Annotated in this window: 19 protein-coding genes; 13 read left to right on the forward strand and 6 right to left on the reverse strand. The window is 37.0% G+C overall.

Features of this window, described 5'->3' with window-relative positions:
- The first annotated feature begins 158 nt into the window (after window positions 1-158).
- On the forward strand, window positions 159-281 hold the full coding sequence (locus tag ACY3XC_RS08305; protein ID WP_095247803.1) for a GapA-binding peptide SR1P: 123 nt from the start codon (window positions 159-161) through the stop codon (window positions 279-281).
- Between the two features lie 50 nt (window positions 282-331).
- Here ACY3XC_RS08305 and ACY3XC_RS08310 read toward each other — a convergent pair whose 3' ends face one another.
- On the reverse strand, window positions 332-1,804 hold the full coding sequence (locus ACY3XC_RS08310; RefSeq protein ID WP_464868152.1) for an aminotransferase class I/II-fold pyridoxal phosphate-dependent enzyme: 1,473 nt from the start codon (window positions 1,802-1,804) through the stop codon (window positions 332-334).
- 202 nt (window positions 1,805-2,006) lie between these two features.
- Between ACY3XC_RS08310 and ACY3XC_RS08315 the strand changes: the two genes are divergently transcribed.
- Together ACY3XC_RS08315 and ACY3XC_RS08320 are read left to right on the forward strand one after the other, a co-directional pair.
- The gene (locus ACY3XC_RS08315; RefSeq protein WP_464868153.1) at window positions 2,007-2,966 is read left to right on the forward strand and encodes an NAD(P)H-dependent flavin oxidoreductase; all 960 of its coding nucleotides are present in this window, start codon (window positions 2,007-2,009) and stop codon (window positions 2,964-2,966) included.
- A 45-nt stretch (window positions 2,967-3,011) separates the two neighbouring features.
- The gene (locus tag ACY3XC_RS08320; protein WP_464868154.1) at window positions 3,012-3,284 is read left to right on the forward strand and encodes a UPF0223 family protein; all 273 of its coding nucleotides are present in this window, start codon (window positions 3,012-3,014) and stop codon (window positions 3,282-3,284) included.
- A 33-nt stretch (window positions 3,285-3,317) separates the two neighbouring features.
- Here the strand turns inward: ACY3XC_RS08320 and ACY3XC_RS08325 are convergent, their stop codons facing one another.
- Window positions 3,318-3,950 (reverse strand): YktB family protein, encoded by a 633-nt coding sequence (locus ACY3XC_RS08325; protein WP_464868155.1) that lies wholly within the window; start codon window positions 3,948-3,950, stop codon window positions 3,318-3,320.
- Between the two features lie 177 nt (window positions 3,951-4,127).
- Here ACY3XC_RS08325 and ACY3XC_RS08330 point away from each other — a divergent pair, with 177 nt between their 5' ends.
- Both ACY3XC_RS08330 and ACY3XC_RS08335 read left to right on the forward strand, forming a co-directional pair.
- Complete coding sequence (locus ACY3XC_RS08330) at window positions 4,128-4,322, forward strand: hypothetical protein (protein WP_179158471.1); 195 nt, start codon at window positions 4,128-4,130, stop codon at window positions 4,320-4,322.
- Window positions 4,323-4,510: 188 nt separating this feature from the next.
- Window positions 4,511-5,308, forward strand: a complete 798-nt coding sequence (locus ACY3XC_RS08335) for an inositol monophosphatase family protein (protein ID WP_464868156.1) — start codon at window positions 4,511-4,513, stop codon at window positions 5,306-5,308.
- A 48-nt stretch (window positions 5,309-5,356) separates the two neighbouring features.
- On the opposite strand, the gene ACY3XC_RS08340 is transcribed toward ACY3XC_RS08335, so the two are convergent.
- Complete coding sequence (locus tag ACY3XC_RS08340; protein ID WP_179158473.1) at window positions 5,357-5,542, reverse strand: YlaF family protein; 186 nt, start codon at window positions 5,540-5,542, stop codon at window positions 5,357-5,359.
- 176 nt (window positions 5,543-5,718) lie between these two features.
- Here ACY3XC_RS08340 and typA point away from each other — a divergent pair, with 176 nt between their 5' ends.
- From typA to ACY3XC_RS08355, 3 genes are read left to right on the forward strand one after another with little or no spacing between them, the layout of a single operon-like run.
- The gene (typA, locus tag ACY3XC_RS08345; protein ID WP_179158474.1) at window positions 5,719-7,557 is read left to right on the forward strand and encodes a translational GTPase TypA; all 1,839 of its coding nucleotides are present in this window, start codon (window positions 5,719-5,721) and stop codon (window positions 7,555-7,557) included.
- A gap of 25 nt (window positions 7,558-7,582) precedes the next feature.
- The gene (locus tag ACY3XC_RS08350) at window positions 7,583-7,903 is read left to right on the forward strand and encodes a YlaH-like family protein (RefSeq protein ID WP_179158475.1); all 321 of its coding nucleotides are present in this window, start codon (window positions 7,583-7,585) and stop codon (window positions 7,901-7,903) included.
- 14 nt (window positions 7,904-7,917) lie between these two features.
- The gene (locus ACY3XC_RS08355) at window positions 7,918-8,214 is read left to right on the forward strand and encodes a hypothetical protein (protein ID WP_464868157.1); all 297 of its coding nucleotides are present in this window, start codon (window positions 7,918-7,920) and stop codon (window positions 8,212-8,214) included.
- A 40-nt stretch (window positions 8,215-8,254) separates the two neighbouring features.
- On the opposite strand, the gene ACY3XC_RS08360 is transcribed toward ACY3XC_RS08355, so the two are convergent.
- Window positions 8,255-8,455 carry a YlaI family protein gene (locus ACY3XC_RS08360; protein ID WP_179158477.1) on the reverse strand — a complete coding sequence of 67 codons (201 nt, stop codon included), beginning with the start codon at window positions 8,453-8,455 and terminating at the stop codon, window positions 8,255-8,257.
- A gap of 180 nt (window positions 8,456-8,635) precedes the next feature.
- Between ACY3XC_RS08360 and ACY3XC_RS08365 the strand changes: the two genes are divergently transcribed.
- The gene (locus ACY3XC_RS08365; protein ID WP_464868158.1) at window positions 8,636-9,091 is read left to right on the forward strand and encodes a pyridoxamine 5'-phosphate oxidase family protein; all 456 of its coding nucleotides are present in this window, start codon (window positions 8,636-8,638) and stop codon (window positions 9,089-9,091) included.
- 47 nt (window positions 9,092-9,138) lie between these two features.
- Here the strand turns inward: ACY3XC_RS08365 and ACY3XC_RS08370 are convergent, their stop codons facing one another.
- Window positions 9,139-9,726, reverse strand: coding sequence for a YhcN/YlaJ family sporulation lipoprotein (locus ACY3XC_RS08370; protein WP_464868159.1), 588 nt, complete (start codon window positions 9,724-9,726; stop codon window positions 9,139-9,141).
- Window positions 9,727-9,930: 204 nt separating this feature from the next.
- On the opposite strand from ACY3XC_RS08370, the gene ACY3XC_RS08375 reads away from it, so the two are divergent.
- On the forward strand, window positions 9,931-11,259 hold the full coding sequence (locus tag ACY3XC_RS08375) for a PhoH family protein (RefSeq protein WP_095247787.1): 1,329 nt from the start codon (window positions 9,931-9,933) through the stop codon (window positions 11,257-11,259).
- Window positions 11,260-11,323: 64 nt separating this feature from the next.
- Here ACY3XC_RS08375 and ACY3XC_RS08380 read toward each other — a convergent pair whose 3' ends face one another.
- On the reverse strand, window positions 11,324-11,821 hold the full coding sequence (locus tag ACY3XC_RS08380) for a peptidyl-prolyl cis-trans isomerase (protein ID WP_464868424.1): 498 nt from the start codon (window positions 11,819-11,821) through the stop codon (window positions 11,324-11,326).
- Window positions 11,822-11,996: 175 nt separating this feature from the next.
- On the opposite strand from ACY3XC_RS08380, the gene ACY3XC_RS08385 reads away from it, so the two are divergent.
- The 3 genes from ACY3XC_RS08385 (at window position 11,997) to pyc (ending at window position 17,148) form a co-directional block, all read left to right on the forward strand.
- A complete protein-coding gene (locus tag ACY3XC_RS08385; RefSeq protein WP_095247795.1) occupies window positions 11,997-12,278 on the forward strand; it encodes an Fpa/YlaN family protein in 282 nt (93 codons plus the stop codon).
- Between the two features lie 172 nt (window positions 12,279-12,450).
- On the forward strand, window positions 12,451-13,650 hold the full coding sequence (locus ACY3XC_RS08390; RefSeq protein ID WP_464868160.1) for an FtsW/RodA/SpoVE family cell cycle protein: 1,200 nt from the start codon (window positions 12,451-12,453) through the stop codon (window positions 13,648-13,650).
- Between the two features lie 36 nt (window positions 13,651-13,686).
- Window positions 13,687-17,148, forward strand: a complete 3,462-nt coding sequence (gene pyc / locus ACY3XC_RS08395; protein ID WP_464868161.1) for a pyruvate carboxylase — start codon at window positions 13,687-13,689, stop codon at window positions 17,146-17,148.
- Window positions 17,149-17,184: the final 36 nt, after the last annotated feature.

Raw genomic sequence — 17,184 nt, forward strand, 5'->3', positions numbered from 1 at the left:
GAAGACCTATTTATAGGTCTTTTTTTGTGTATAAATAATTAAATGTGACATACAATTTAGGCTTGATATTTCTAATGTGTTATATTATTATTAAATTAACAACAATAAAACGTTTTCAATGTAATGAACATTTCATAATGAAAAGGGGATTGAAAAAGATGGGTACAATCGTATGCCAGGCTTGCGACTCAACAATTGATCATTTCGAAGATGAAAAAGTAACAGTTCTCTATTCTAGATGTAATTGTTGCGATGGTCACCATTCAGAAGAAGAAAGATAAAATATCTTTTCTAAAATAGAAACAGGATTCCTCGACGGAATCCTGTATTTTTATTTTATAGCTTTATATTCCTTTATCACACGTATGTTTTTTATTTCATCATCCTCGGGTCCTTGTACGGGTAATCCCGCTTCAAGGTTTTCCCGAATATAGTGAAGGTTCTCTTTCGTTATGATTTCACCAGGGATAAATATTGGAATTCCTGGTGGATAAACCATGATAAATTCGGCAATGATTCTCCCTTCTGATTCCTCAAAAGGAATTACCTCTGTATCTGCATAAAAAGCGTCTCTAGGAGTTAATGCTAGAATAGGGATGTCTGGAAGAAGAACTTGTATAGGCTCAAGTCTTTCTTTTCTATGTTCTCTTTCCTCTGCGAGCTCTTTTAAAGCTTTTACTAAAATGTCTGCTTCATAATCTGTATCGCCGAGTGTTATGATACAAAGAATGTTATAAAGGTCAGACATTTCTACTTCAATATTATGTCTTTCTCTTAACCACTTTTCAACCTCATACCCTGTTAATCCTAATTCTTTTACTGAGATAATTAATTTTGTTGGATCATAATCAAAAGTTGCCTTTGACCCTAAAATTTCTTCACCAATACAACGCAAGTGATCAATTTCATTAATTCTGTTTCGAATTGATTGTGCCAGATTTATTGTCTTATCAATCAATTCCTTTCCTTTAGTAGCTAACTGCTTACGAGCTGCATCTAGGGAAGCTAGTAATAAATAGGATGTTGAAGTGGTTGTCAGCATACTAAGTATAGTCTGAACATGCTTGGCAGAAACAAGACCCTCTTTAACATTTAAAATAGAGCTTTGTGTCATCGATCCTCCAAGTTTATGGACGCTCGTTGCAGCCATATCAGCACCTGCTTGCATTGCTGAGAGAGGCAATTTGTCATGAAAATGAATATGAACCCCATGAGCTTCATCAACAAGGACGGGTACATTATGCGAGTGAGCGATTTCCACTATTTTCTTTAAATCTGCGGATATCCCAAAATACGTGGGGTTAATTACTAAGATTGCTTTCGCATCAGGGTGCTGGTTAAGAGCCTTTTCAACAGAATCAATCGTTATACCATGGGATATACCTAAATCTTCATCAATTTCAGGATGAATAAAAACGGGAATAGCACCGGAGAAAACAATTGCTGACATGATGGATTTATGGACATTTCTAGGGACAATGATTTTATCCTCTGGTCCACAAACCGCCATAATCATAGCAATGATTGCACCGCTCGTTCCTTGGACTGAAAAAAAGGTTCTATCTGCACCGAATGCCTCAGCTGCCAAGTCCTGTGCTTGTTTAATGATACCTTTTGGCTGATGAAGGTCGTCAAGTGGACCGATATTAATGAGGTCTATCGATAAGGCATTATCACCAATGAAATTTCTAAAATCAGGATCGATTCCAGCACCTTTTTTATGACCAGGGATATGAAATTGGACAGGATTTTTTTTTGCATGTTCTAATAAACCGCTAAATAACGGTGTTTGGTTTTGAGACAATTTATTTCCACACCTCTTTATATACAAATTGCTTTTGATAAATTCAAAACAAATGAATTATAGCACTAATACCAGTGCTTGCATAGAAATTTGTGTCAATGGTAAACCACTTTTTATAGTGTTACGTTAGTTTCTCAATTAAACAGGAAAATTAACCTTTAACAGCGAAATATGATGGTAACAATAATTAGGAGGGGTTTCATTGAATTGGCAGACGCGAGTAACTGAAATACTTAATATCCAATATCCTATTATACAAGGAGGTTTAGCCCATCTAGCCTATTCTGAACTAGCCGCAGCTGTTTCCAATGCAGGTGGACTTGGTCAAATTACGGCAATGTCTCTGGATAACCCGACTCAACTTCGGGAGGAGATTAGAAAAGTGAAGGGGCTGACAAATAAACCATTCGGAGTAAATTACGCAATTGGTCAGCATAATCGCCCCTTTGAGGATATGCTCCAAGTAGCCATTGATGAAGACGTACCAGTTATTTCTATGACTGGTGGAAATCCTTCACCGATATTTGAACAGTTAAAAGGAACTTCGATAAAAAAATTAGTTCTTGTTGCGGCTAGGAGGCAGGCTGAAAAGGCTGAAGAATTAGGCGCAGATGCTGTAATGGTAGTGGGGCAGGAAGGTGGCGGCCATCTTGGAAGGGACGATATAGGAACGATGGTATTAATCCCTCAGGTAGTTGATGCAGTTTCTATCCCTGTAATTGCCTCAGGTGGTATTGGAGATGGCAGAGGATTAATGGCAGCTCTCAGTTTAGGAGCAGAAGGAATTGAGATGGGGACGAGATTTATTGCTACAAAGGAATGTGTACATGCAAATGAACTTTACAAAAAAAGACTTGTTGAGGGATCAGAAGCAAATACAGTAATAATTAAACGCACACTAGGGGCACCTGCACGTGTTATTTCAAATAGTTGGACAAATAAAATTTTAGATATTGAAAAAGAAAACGGCGGTTATGAACAATTGAAGAATTATATTAGCGGACAGGCAAATAAACGATATATATATGATGGAGTTGAAAATGAAGGTTTTGCATGGGCAGGTCAAGTGATGGGACTCATTAAGGATATACCAACCGTTGAAGAATTATTTGATCGAATGATTATCGATGCAGAGCAAATTCGTGGAAAATGGGCAAAATAGGGGTATTATACATATATGTAAATAAAGTAAGCAGGTGAAAACAACTTGGAATACCAATACCCAATTGATTACCATTGGACAACAGATGAAATTGTTGATGTCATTAAGTTCTATGAAGCTGTTGAACGGGCCTATGAAAAAGGAATTGACCGTGAAGAACTAATGAATATTTACCGGAGGTTTAAAGAAATCGTACCAAGTAAAGCTGAAGAAAAGACACTTTGTGGTGAATTTGAAGAAATGAGTGGCTATTCTTCCTATCGGGCAATAAAAAAAGCCAAAGATGCCTCTCTAGGTGAAAGAATTTTAATGAAATAACGAGAAAAAACTCCGAACTGGGTTCGGAGTTTTTTATTTGATATTAAGAGCAATTTTATATAAGGGTGCAACTTTATTGAAAACATATTCAACGCGCTGTAGGAATTCTTCTTCGCTTAATTTAAGAACGTCATCCCGTTTAATCTCATATCCACATAATATTTCTGCCTTTTTCACCTGTTCCAGCCTGTCAAACATGCTACGTAAATCTTCTTTTGAAAGATTTCCATGTGACACCGATTCTGTTTTTGTATGGTCTAATGACCAAACAAAGTCTTTTGGTGTTTCTTTATATATTTTGTTTAACTTTTTGGTAAATCTGTTCGCAAAATCTTGTTTTTGGGGTGCTTCATAAATCACAGCAAACCAAATGAATACATGTGTATTCCATAGTCCGATTTGAAAATGTGGAAGCATTTTATATCCACGTGGATTATTAGCAAATGCAACCCATGTATCTTTTGGCGGATTAATCGTTCTCCTAGCATGTTTGGCAACATGAACAAATAGTTCATCCCCAGTCAAAGTTGTTAACGCAGGTGTAAAATAGTGTCCAAGACGTTCTAATTTTGGGCGAACTCTCTCTTTAAGCGCGTCCATTCTTGCCTCTAATCCATCTATTTGAAAAACATCGAAATCTTCATTCGTAAAGTTTTTAAAGTCCATGAGGAACCTCCATATGCAGACATTTGTCATTCATTGTAGCATACTGGCGGAAATTCTTGAAACGAACTGCTTATATAGGTTAACGCACATATTTGTTGCAACCTTACATGGTGGCTCATATTATATTACTAAAAATAGTCTGAAAAATTAAATAACAGTTGAAAGGAGAAAGCTTAAATGAAACAATTAATGAATACCTCACTAAAAAAAGTTGGCGAAAAGGAAAGAATGGCATATTTACGATTAGAAATGGATTATGAGCTGGCAACATTATTTGAAGCTCTCGAAGAAAAAAATGAAAAAAAGATGAAGGAATGCAAACAAAAGTTAGAAAAAATCCGCATAGAGTTATTAAAACTAAAAGCTCTTTGATAATTTGTTTTCAAAGGGGATACAATTTAGAATGAAAATAAAGAAGTATATATTGAAATTATAAAACGAACTCTGTGTAGGATAGAAGAGAGTTCGTTTATTGTTTTGCCCTAGTGTAAGAATGTTAAAAGTTGAAGGCTTAGTTAATTTTGATTAAGCTTAGGATATACATAAATGGGAGGGAAAATATGGACTGGGAATACATTGATCTTCAAGCTAAGCAATGGGTAAAGGAAGCTGGGGATAAAATTAGGGAATCTTTTTCTAAGACCTTAAATATCCAAACCAAATCAAATCCCAATGATTTAGTAACAAATATAGATAAAGAAATTGAACAATTTTTTATTAATAAAATCAGAAAGACTTTTGAAAACCATAGGATATTAGGTGAAGAAGGGTTTGGGGACGAGGTAGATAATCTTGATGGAGTAGTATGGATTATTGATCCGATAGATGGGACGATGAACTTTATCCATCAACAGCGAAATTTCGCAATATCCTTAGGTGTGTATGAAAATGGTATTGGTAAGATTGGGCTTATTTATGATGTTGCTCATGGTGAATTATATCATGCAATTAATGGTAAAGGAGCCTTTATGAATGACTCCCCTCTGCCTAAATTAAATAAAGTGGCAGTAAAAGAATCAATCATTGCGTTAAATGCAACTTGGGTAATGGAAAATCATCGGATTGACCATAACCTGCTAATACCACTAGTAAGAGATGCAAGAGGAACTAGATCATATGGTACTGCTGCACTTGAAATGGTGTTTGTAGCAACGGGAAGAGTGGATGCCTATATTTCAATGAGATTGTCACCGTGGGATGTTGCTGCAGGTGCTATTATTATTGAAGAATTAGGTGGTATTGTAACCAATCTAAGAGGAAAAAAACTTGATTTCCTTTCTAAAGATTCATTGCTCGTCGCAAAACCAGGATTACACCAAAGCATCATAAATGATTATTTAAATGAAGGTAAATGGTAAAAAGAAAAGCGGAAGCCCTAGTTCATAGACGCTTCCGCTTTTCTTTTTTTACAATTCTCCATTAGCTCTAAATTTAGCTTTTGTTTTAAATCCAAATCCCATTACAAGTACTAATGTAATGATACTGCCAATGATTCCTAAAATACTTTCTTCTCCAATTGCCACGCCAATTCCCATAATACTTACGGTTGCAAGTATAGCGTAAAGAACAAAAATCCATTTAATTTGCTTCATTATTTGCCAGTCCCCTTCGTCTCCTAAATAAAAAAAATCATTGTGATATTTATTATAGCTTATTCTACAGAAAATGCAGTTAGCTTTCCATCATAAATGTGGTATAATACTTTAGTTGTATATGGGAAACTATAAATAGCTTAAAATTTTTTTAAATAGAAGTAGGAGTGAAGCACTTGAAATTAAGAGAAGATATTCGCAATATAGCTATTATCGCACACGTTGACCACGGGAAAACGACTTTGGTTGACCAATTATTGAAGCAATCAGGAACATTTCGTACAAACGAGCACGTTGAGGAACGTGCAATGGATTCAAATGATTTGGAAAGAGAACGTGGAATAACGATTCTCGCTAAAAACACAGCGATACAATATAAAGATAAACGAATCAACATTTTGGACACACCGGGACATGCCGATTTTGGCGGCGAGGTTGAACGTATCATGAAAATGGTTGATGGTGTTTTACTTGTCGTTGATGCCTATGAAGGAACAATGCCACAAACGCGCTTCGTATTAAAAAAGGCGTTAGAACAAAATCTAACTCCAATTGTTGTCGTTAATAAAATTGACCGTGATTTTGCTCGTCCTTTGGAAGTAATTGATGAGGTAATTGATTTATTTATTGAACTAGGTGCGAATGAAGATCAGCTTGAGTTCCCAGTCATTTTCGCTTCTGCGATAAATGGAACTGCAAGTACCGATCATGATAAACAGGATGAAAACATGCAATGCTTATATGATTCAATTGTTGAACACATTCCAGCACCAATTGACAATCGTGAAGAGCCTTTACAATTCCAAGTTGCCCTTCTTGACTACAATGATTATGTAGGACGAATTGGGATTGGCCGAGTTTTCCGCGGTACAATGAAGGTTGGCCAACAGGTTTCATTAATGAAAATAGACGGTACTGTTAAACAATTCCGTGTAACGAAAATCTTTGGTTTCTTTGGACTAAAACGTCAGGAAATTCAAGAAGCAGTAGCGGGAGACTTAATTGCTGTTTCTGGTATGGAAGATATTAACGTGGGCGAAACCGTTTGTCCGGTTGAGCACCAAGAAGCATTACCAATTCTAAGAATTGATGAACCAACATTACAGATGACTTTTGTTGTTAATAACAGTCCATTTGCTGGCAGAGAAGGTAAGTACCTAACTTCAAGAAAAATCGAAGAAAGACTACACGCTCAGCTGCAAACAGATGTTAGCTTACGTGTTGAAAATACGGATTCGCCGGATGCCTGGATTGTATCAGGCCGTGGTGAGCTTCACTTATCTATTTTAATTGAAAACATGCGCCGTGAAGGGTATGAGCTACAAGTTTCTAAGCCTGAAGTAATTGTAAAAGAAATAGATGGTGTTCGTAGCGAGCCGATTGAAAGAGTACAAATTGATGTACCAGAAGAGCATACAGGTTCTGTAATGGAATCAATTGGTGCCCGTAAAGGCGAAATGATTGATATGATCAATAACGGATCAGGTCAAGTACGCTTAATCTTTAATGTTCCAGCACGTGGATTAATTGGTTATACAACAGAGTTCTTAACTATGACACGCGGGTATGGAATTATTAATCACACATTTGACAGCTACCAGCCAATGGTACAAGGTCAAGTTGGCGGCAGACGTCAAGGTGTACTAGTATCCATGGAGTCTGGAAAAGCTTCGACATATGGTATTATGGGAGTTGAAGACCGTGGTACTATCTTTGTTGAGCCAGGTACTGAAATTTATGAGGGTATGATTGTTGGTGAACATACACGTGAAAACGATATTACTGTTAATATCACAAAAGTGAAACAAGCGACCAATATTCGTTCTGCCAATAAGGATCAGACTTCTGTCATTAAGAAACCAAGAATTATGACACTAGAAGAGTCATTAGAATACCTAAACGATGATGAATATTGTGAAGTTACACCAGAATCAATTCGTTTACGTAAGAAGATTCTAGATAAAAATGAACGTGAAAGAATGGCCAAAAAGAAAAAGGTTGCAGAATTAAGTTAATATCTCTTCGGGGGAGGTAATATGCGTGAATGTAGCGGACCGGTTATCTTTTTTTCCAGCCCTCTATAACGTAACTGAACAACCAAAATTGGGAATGTGGCTTCTTTATATTACAATTGTAGCTCTCTCAATTTTGGTTTATAAACTTGGCTTTGCACAAAAGCAGAAGCTGCCGTTAATAAAATCAATATTGATTTATATCTTTTTAGCTGCAGGGTGTACGATTCTTACTGCACTCGGAATCTTCTTACCAATAACAGAGGGGCTTGTTGTAGCAGCTTTGATTTTAATCATTTACAAAATTCGCTTACATCAGTCCAAAAAACAGCAGGTTGAGGCAAAGTAACGGGGGATATTTACATGAGATCGGTACAGGATGCGCTCTATAATTGGCTATCGATAAAGGTTGTATGCGACGCTCGCCCTGAAGATACTGCAGCAAGAGAGACATTAGACCTTTTTGATGAAATTATTAAGAATGAACAACATTTATCAAACATCGAAGTGACAACAGATGATGTGATGTATTATGTTACTTATATTCATGAGGGTGAATCGAAGAAGACGAGATTTCCTCGTGAACTTATCGAAGTAATGCTTAAGCAAATTAACCAAGAGCCAGATAAATATTGCAACTTTCCATTTGAAGATGAATAAAAAAACATGCCAATTCCGCAATGGAATTGGCATGTTTTTTTTACCAGTCATCCTTTTCAGACTGTGCTCGATAAAATCTAAAGTTACCTGTATCAATTCTTGCTTTTGTTTTATCGGAGATTCTACTACTACAGTCTTGACACATATATGTATGGATAGGACGATTTCGAAGTCGTTTAGCTATAAATGATTCATCTTCAATCGATTCAATTTTGTCGCAGATCACGCATTTTACCCTCATAAAGCACCTCACTGAGTCCATTCTTATCTTGCTTTTCTTATACTATAGTATATCATGCAAAGATGATAGCAAGTAAATCTATTGTGATTAAGTTGCTGAAAAAAACAGATAATAGTACTATAAGAATGTCTGTTTTTTTTGACATAAGGATATAAGGAATTGAATGAAGGGGTTGTATGTATGCCAAATCAAGTAGAACCAAGGCTCATTAAGCCGTTATATGATGAGCTGCAGAAGGAAAGGTTTGTAACGTTAGCAACGGTAGATTATGAAACAGGTGGTCCAAATGTTAGTGCGATATCTTGGATTTTAGCAAAAGATGAAGAAACAATCTATTTTGCTGTAGATAATAAATCTAGAATTATTCAAAATATCAATCAAAATGAGAAAGTGGTTATCAATTTAATTGCTAATGAATCTACATATTCCATACAAGGTGAAGCATCTTTGAAAGAAGAGCGGCTCCAGGACGTTCCATTAAAGCTTGCGCTGATTGAAATACGTATTCGCGAGGTTAGGGATGTCATGTTTTATGGTTCAAAAATTGTTACAGAGCCACAGTATGATAAAACATATGACAAAAATGCAGCTGCCAGATTAGATACGCAAGTCATGGAAGCAATCAAAAAAGCTTAGTCAAATTGACTAAGCTTTTTCAATATAACAAATATAAGCTCTGCTTTTTAGTTCATATGTTCATTTGATTCTTCATTTTGTTTTTTATCTAAGCTATTTTTTTCATCTTGCTCAAGCTTTTTCTTTGGTTCTTCTGGTGCATTTTTAGGATTAGGGTCAATCATATCTCCAGGGATTTCAGGCATTAGTCTGCCTGCCACGTCGGCAAGCTCTTCCATTATACCTTGAATGGGTCTTCCTTTTTCGATATCTTCTGCAATCTCTTTCAGACGCTGATTTGTATCTGCATCAGCCACTACGATTGCACGTGCACCATAAGGGTCTTCCTTCAGGCTTTCCGCGACGGAATATTTGATTGAGCCCACTTGAGATCGTTCAATCTTTGAATTTACATCAATACCAACAATGGCATATCTGCCAATGACAACTGCAGTTGCATCATGAACATTTGGAATACTAGTGGCAAGTTCAACTAATCGTTGGGAAACCTCCTGACCAGTTTTCCGGTCCACATCTTCTATATAACTGTTCTTAACGTTAACCAATGATTGCTTTTCATTATTTTGAGCATTGTTACTGTTGTTACAAGCTGCAAGGACCAATACTAAAGTGGTAAATATGAAAAGCTTCTTCATTATAAAATCCACCTCCAGATAGAGTTGTATAACCGATTCACTTGTGTTCTCAGGAATTTCGTTATACTCAACTTACATTTATTGTGCGGAAATCCTTCTATCTTTATTCGAACAAACATATATTTTACCAAAGTCCTATCTAGCAATAGGTTTGTAATGAACGGATTAACAAACCAATCAACTAGAAAAAGTGGAGGCGTCGCTTTGAGTAAAATATACGTGTTAGATACAAACGTCTTATTACAAGACCCGTATTCCATATTCTCATTCGAAGATAATGAAGTAGTCATTCCTGCAGTTGTCCTTGAAGAAGTGGACTCAAAGAAAAGGTACATGGATGAAATTGGGAGAAATGCCCGTCATGTATCAAGATTAATTGATGAATTGCGAGCAGCGGGTAAGCTTCATGAAAAAATCCCTCTTGAAAATGGTGGAACGATTAGAATTGAACTTAATCATCGTGCTTTTCATGAATTACAGGAAATTTTTGTAGAAAAAACAAATGACAATCGAATTCTTGCAGTTGCAAAAAATTTATCAACGGAAGAGCAGCAAAAGGAAAATGGAAAGCCAGTAATCCTTGTAAGTAAAGATACATTAGTCAGGGTAAAGGCAGACGCAATTGGATTAACTGCTGAAGACTTTTTAAGTGACAGGGTGGTCGAAATTGACCATATTTACACAGGTTTTTTAGAAGTTTTTTTATCAGTAGAGTTGCTGGGTTCCTTTTATGAAAAAGGTGAATTGCTTTTATCGGAAATTGGAAAATATTCATTTTATCCAAATCAATACTTAATCATGAAAGACGCACTAGGAGGGTCTGCGTCAGCGTTAGGAATGGTCGATAAAACAAGAAAAAAGGTAAAGAAACTTGCCATAAATCAAGAACATGTATGGGGGATTCACCCAAGAAATGTGCAGCAAACGATGGCAATAGAGCTGCTGCTTCGTAAAGATATCCCGCTTATTACCTTAATAGGCAAAGCAGGGACAGGTAAAACATTGCTGGCGCTGGCATCAGGGCTAATGCAGACAGAGGACTTTAGAGAATTTAAAAAGCTATTAGTAGCAAGGCCGATTGTACCGGTAGGTAAGGATCTAGGGTATTTGCCCGGTGAAAAACAAGAAAAACTAAGACCTTGGATGCAGCCGATATTTGATAATCTTGAATACCTATTTAATACTAAAAAGCCTGGTGAATTGGATGCCATCCTTGCTGGAATGGGTTCGATCGAGGTAGAAGCTTTAACCTATATAAGAGGAAGAAGTCTGCCGAAGCAATTTATTATTATTGATGAAGCCCAAAATTTAACAAAGCATGAAGTGAAAACAATCCTTACACGTGTGGGTGAGGGCAGCAAAATTGTTTTAATGGGAGACCCTGAACAAATAGACCATCCATATCTTGACGCCTACAATAATGGTCTTACCTATGTCGTGGAACGTTTTAAAGACCAAGTTATTTCCGGACATGTTAAGCTGTTAAAAGGGGAACGATCAGGATTAGCCAGGCTGGCAGCCGATTTGCTGTAAGCATAAAGACAAAAGAAGATGTTAAAGAGCTAAAAACGGGTACCTAATTGGCACCCGTTGTTTATTATTTAATAATAAATTCTTTAACATTTTTTATTGGATCTAATAAGTTAGAACCATCACCGAAATAAACATGGACAGGTCCATCTTCTGTAAGTGGTTTACCACCATCGGAAAAACCTAATAGTAGATTCTTGGCCTTTTCAAGAGATATCTCATGTTCTGATGTTAAAGTTTTTATGATTAAAGAAACAGCATCGTCCTTAAGCTCTGCATTTTTTAAAAAAGGCAGGATAGGAATACCGAAACTACCTGTTAATACCTTTTCTTTCTCATATTTCTTCTCCGTTTTTAATGTTGGCGGATAGACAGCACCCTCCATGATTTCTCGGTCCCAATGTTTAGATACCGATTTAGTGTACTCCTCAAGTTCATTTGAGTGTTCAAAAGATGTAGAGAAGTATGTAGTCAAATCCACCTTTCGATCATCAAAAATCCAAACTGTGGGATCGAGAGTAATTGAATATTTTACCTTTCCGGATAGTACTATTATATTTTCCATCATTCATTCCTCCAGTTCATATCTATTAAAGTATAACGTGAAATAGAATGAATGTCATATAAGTAATATCAAGGAACTATATGCCCCTCGAGGTTATTGTTCTTGCATTTTTCTGTAGTAAAAGGTAAAATTTATAGATAAGTTGGGTTATCGCTCTGAAATGGGGGGATCAATGTTGGCGTCTGAAATGATAGTGAATCATCAGGAAAAAGCCTATGCCTTGTTACAGGCAGACGCTGAAAAAATTTTAAAGCTTATAAAGGTGCAAATGGAAAATCTCACGATGCCTCAATGCCCTCTTTATGAAGAGGTATTGGATACGCAAATGTTTGGGTTATCAAGAGAGATAGAATTTGCGGTTAGATTAGGCTTAATTGAAGTCAAGGATGGCAAAGCGATTCTAGATAAATTAGAAAGAGAATTATCTGCGCTTCATGAAGCATCCCTTAGAAAATAGCTGAAAAACTCAAACAATGATGATGTGTTGTTTGAGTTTTTTATTAACCTTTTCCGTTTTCAGAATATTCCCATTCAAAAGATTGTAGTAATGTAACTTTTCCTCAACTAAATCGTTCCATTTTCTATTATAATAGCAATAACGACAATTTTAAAAACGAGGAAGTTATAACATGTTTAAAAAAATATTAAAATCCTATGATTATTCACTAATTATTGCAATCATCCTTTTGTCTTTATTTGGATTAGTTATGGTTTATAGTGCCAGTATGGCTTCAAGCGTCCAAAGATATGGAGTTGAAAGTGATTATTTTTATCAAAAACAGAAGCTCTACCTATTTGCTTCGGGTTTTATTTTTATTATCATCGCCCTGTTCCCTTACAAAATAATGAAAAGTACAAAATTTTTACTGCCAATGGTTGGATTGTCTATCGTAGGTCTTTTAGGGCTTTTTGTATTTGGACAAGTTAGAGGAAATGCACAAAGTTGGTATGACTTTGGTTTTATTAGTATTCAGCCTGCGGAGTTTGTAAAAATATCACTTATTATTTATTTGTCAGCGGTTTATGCGAAGAAACAGGCATACATTAACAAATTCAATCATGGTGTACTTCCGCCATTAGCCTACTTAGTAATCGTACTTGGATTGATTGCCTTCCAGCCAGACTTTGGTACAGCACTTATTATTGGTCTGATTGCGGGTACAATTATAATCTCTTCAGGGATGAATATTAAAACAATTACCAAATTAGTGTTGCTAGGAATGATTCTGCTATCACCTGTTATTTTAGTGCTGCAGGATGAAATTTTTTCTGAAGCACGTTTGGAACGATTTGAAGTTTTAAGTAATCCCTTCCAAGATGAACTAGATTCTGGGTTTCATCTAGCAAACTCGTATATTGCGATTGGTTCTGGCGGGGTTAATGGCTTGGGATTAGGAAAGAGTGTTCAAAAGCTGGGATATTTACCTGAATCCCATACAGATTTTATTATGGCAGTTATCGCGGAAGAGTTAGGTGTATGGGGTGTTAGTTTTGTAATCATTACGCTGGCTTATATTGTATTAAGGGGCATTTATCTTGGTCTTCGTTGTAAAGACCCGTTTGGCAGCTTATTGGCTATTGGGATATCTAGTATGATAGGAATTCAGTCTTTTATTAACCTTGCGGGTGTTTCAGGGGTCATGCCACTAACAGGTGTCCCATTACCATTTGTAAGTTATGGAGGATCTTCACTTTTACAACTATCTATTGCAGCAGGTATTCTAGTGAACGTCTCAATGTTTGTTAGATACGAAAATAAATATAAACAACAGCACCAAGAAAAGAATAGTAGTCAACAAGATGGAAATGTATATCAATTTAGAACGTAGCGCGGGGAAAATAGTATTCCCTGCGCTTTTATCAAAATGAGATATGGGGTGCCAAAATTGACAGGACAAATTAATAAAGTGTTAGTTGCGAACAGAGGAGAAATTGCTATTCGGGTTTTTAGGGCTTGTACTGAATTAAATATCAAAACCGTTGCTATCTATTCTAGGGAAGATACTGGAGCCTATCATCGCTATAAAGCAGATGAGGCCTACTTAGTCGGTGAAGGCAAGAAACCTATCGATGCCTATTTAGATATTGATGGTATCATTGAAATTGCTAAGTTTAGCGGAGCAAACGCCATTCATCCAGGATATGGTTTTTTATCAGAAAATATTCATTTTGCAAGACGTTGTGAAGAAGAAGGTATTATTTTTATTGGACCAACATCAAGGCATCTTGATATGTTCGGTGATAAAGTCAAGGCTAGGAAGCAAGCTGAACTGGCAGGTATACCTGTAATTCCAGGCAGCAATGGACCTGTCGATAACATCGAAGAAGTTCAAGAGTTTACCTTCCATCATGGTTATCCGATTATTATTAAAGCGGCCCTTGGCGGTGGCGGACGCGGAATGCGGATTGTAAGGAACCAAGAGGAAATGCAAGAAGCATTTGACCGTGCCAAATCAGAAGCCAAAGCTGCTTTTGGAAGTGACGAAGTTTACCTGGAAAAATTAATTGAGAAACCAAAACATATAGAGGTACAAATATTTGGAGATAAAAAGGGTAACATTGTCCATTTGTATGACCGGGATTGTTCTGTACAGCGCCGTCATCAGAAAGTAGTGGAAGTAGCCCCTAGTGTGTCAATATCCGATTCATTACGTGAGAAAATTTGTGCAGCCGCAGTTAAGCTAATGACGAATGTGGCTTACTTAAATGCAGGGACAGTTGAATTTCTTGTTTCTGGTCAAGACTTTTATTTCATAGAGGTAAATCCAAGGATTCAGGTTGAACATACTGTAACTGAAATGGTAACAGGAATTGATATTGTACATACGCAAATCTTAGTGGCTGAAGGTCAGGATTTACATAGTCCAATTGTCGGAATTCCTCCTCAAGAAGAGATTCGGATTAACGGTTTTGCGATCCAGTCGCGTGTTACAACAGAAGACCCGCTTAATAATTTTATGCCTGATACCGGAAAAATTATGGCTTATCGCTCTGGAGGGGGCTTTGGTGTTCGCCTTGATGCAGGAAATGGTTTTCAAGGTGCTGTCATCACACCTTATTATGATTCTTTGCTTGTGAAGTTATCTACATGGGCATTAACCTTCGAACAAGCAGCATCTAAAATGGTTCGGAATCTAAGGGAGTTTAGAATTCGGGGAATAAAAACCAATATTCCTTTTCTTGAGAATGTTGTAAGACATGAGAATTTTAGACGAGGGGAGTATGATACTTCATTTATCGATTCAACTCCGGAGTTATTCGTATTTCCTGTTAGTAAGGACCGTGGAACCAAAATGCTATCGTATATTGGAAACGTTACGGTCAATGGCTTCCCAGGTGTTGAAAAAAAGAAAAGACCGGTGTTTTCGAAACCAAGAGTGCCTAAATTAAAATATGATTTTCCTTACCAGGACGGAACAAAACAAATTCTGGACCAAGATGGTGCAGAAGGACTCGTTCAATGGGTAAAGAATCAAAATAAAGTATTATTAACGGATACTACCTTCAGAGATGCACATCAGTCGTTATTGGCAACAAGGGTAAGAACAACCGACATTTTGCATATAGCTGAGCCGACAGCAAAGCTAATGCCGAACCTATTTTCTCTTGAAATGTGGGGAGGAGCAACTTTTGATGTAGCCTATCGCTTTTTAAAAGAAGATCCATGGGAAAGATTGCGGGTGCTACGTGAAAAAATACCAAATGTTCTGTTTCAAATGTTAATCCGCGGTTCCAACGCAGTGGGATATAAAAATTATCCTGACAATCTTATCAGAGAATTTGTTAGAAAGTCTGCGGAAGAAGGGATTGACGTATTCAGAGTTTTTGACAGCTTAAACTGGGTGCCAGGAATGGAAATCGCTATTGAAGCAGTCAGGGACAGTGGAAAAATCGCCGAAGCATCAATTTGTTATACCGGTGATATTCTTGATCCAGCGAGAGTAAAATATGACTTAACCTATTATAAAGTACTAGCAAAAGAATTAGAGAATCAAGGGGCACATATATTGGGGATAAAGGATATGGCAGGCTTGCTAAAACCTGAAGCAGCCTATCGACTTATATCTGAACTAAAAGCTACAATAGATATTCCAATACACCTTCATACGCATGATACAAGTGGAAATGGAATCTTCACCTATGCTCGTGCCATTGATGGTGGAGTAGACATTGTGGATACAGCCCTTAGTACGATGGCGGGGCTTACTTCACAGCCAAGCGCAAATTCTCTGTATTACGCATTAGAAGGTAAGGATAGGAAGCCTAATGTAAATATTGATGCTCTTGAACAGCTTTCTTATTATTGGGAGGATGTAAGGAAATATTATCACGATTTTGAAAGTGGAATGGTTGCACCACATTCAGAGGTGTACCAGCATGAGATGCCAGGTGGACAATACAGTAATTTACAGCAGCAAGCGAAAGGTGTGGGACTTGGCGATCAGTGGGATGAAGTCAAGCAAATGTACACTAGGGTCAATCATATGTTTGGGGATATCGTAAAAGTAACGCCATCTTCAAAAGTTGTCGGGGATATGGCACTCTTTATGGTACAAAATAATTTATCAGAAGCTGATGTCCATAATAATGGAGACTCAATTGACTTCCCAGATTCTGTAGTTGAATTGTTCCAGGGGTATCTCGGTCAGCCGCATCAAGGATTCCCAGAAAAACTGCAGAACGTAATTTTAAAAGGGAAAAGACCATTGGAGGTTCGTCCTGGTGAGTTACTATCTGATGTGAATTTTTCAGAATTAAAGGAAGAGTTAGCTAAGGAGTTGGGACGAAACATTTCAGATATTGATTTGATTTCCTATGCGCTTTATCCAAAAGTTTATAAAGAGTATTTGAATACGGTTGACCTATATGGAAATATATCGTTTTTAGATACACCTACTTTCCTTTATGGGCTTAGGCTTGGGGAAGAAATTGAAGTAGAGATTGAAACTGGAAAAACACTTATTGTTAAACTTGTCTCAATTGGTCAGCCGCAGGCGGATGGTACACGTGTCGTTTATTTTGAACTAAATGGTCAGCCCCGTGAGGTAAATATTAAGGATGAAAGTATCAAAGCAGCGGTAATATCTAGATTAAAAGCAGATCCTAAAAATGAGACACATATTTCGGCCACTATGCCTGGTACAGTTGTCAAAGTATTAGTGGATAAAGGGGAACGAGTGGAACGAGGAGACCATCTCCTAATCACCGAGGCTATGAAGATGGAAACAACCGTTCAAGCTCCTTTTTCAGGAGTAATAAAAGAAATTTACGTAAAAAGTGAGGAAGCAATTCAAACTGGAGATTTACTGCTTGAATTGGATAAATAGTCATAAAAAAAGTTGCCAAGTATAATACCCGGCAAC

The organism is Bacillus sp. CZDM1, from assembly GCF_055502545.1.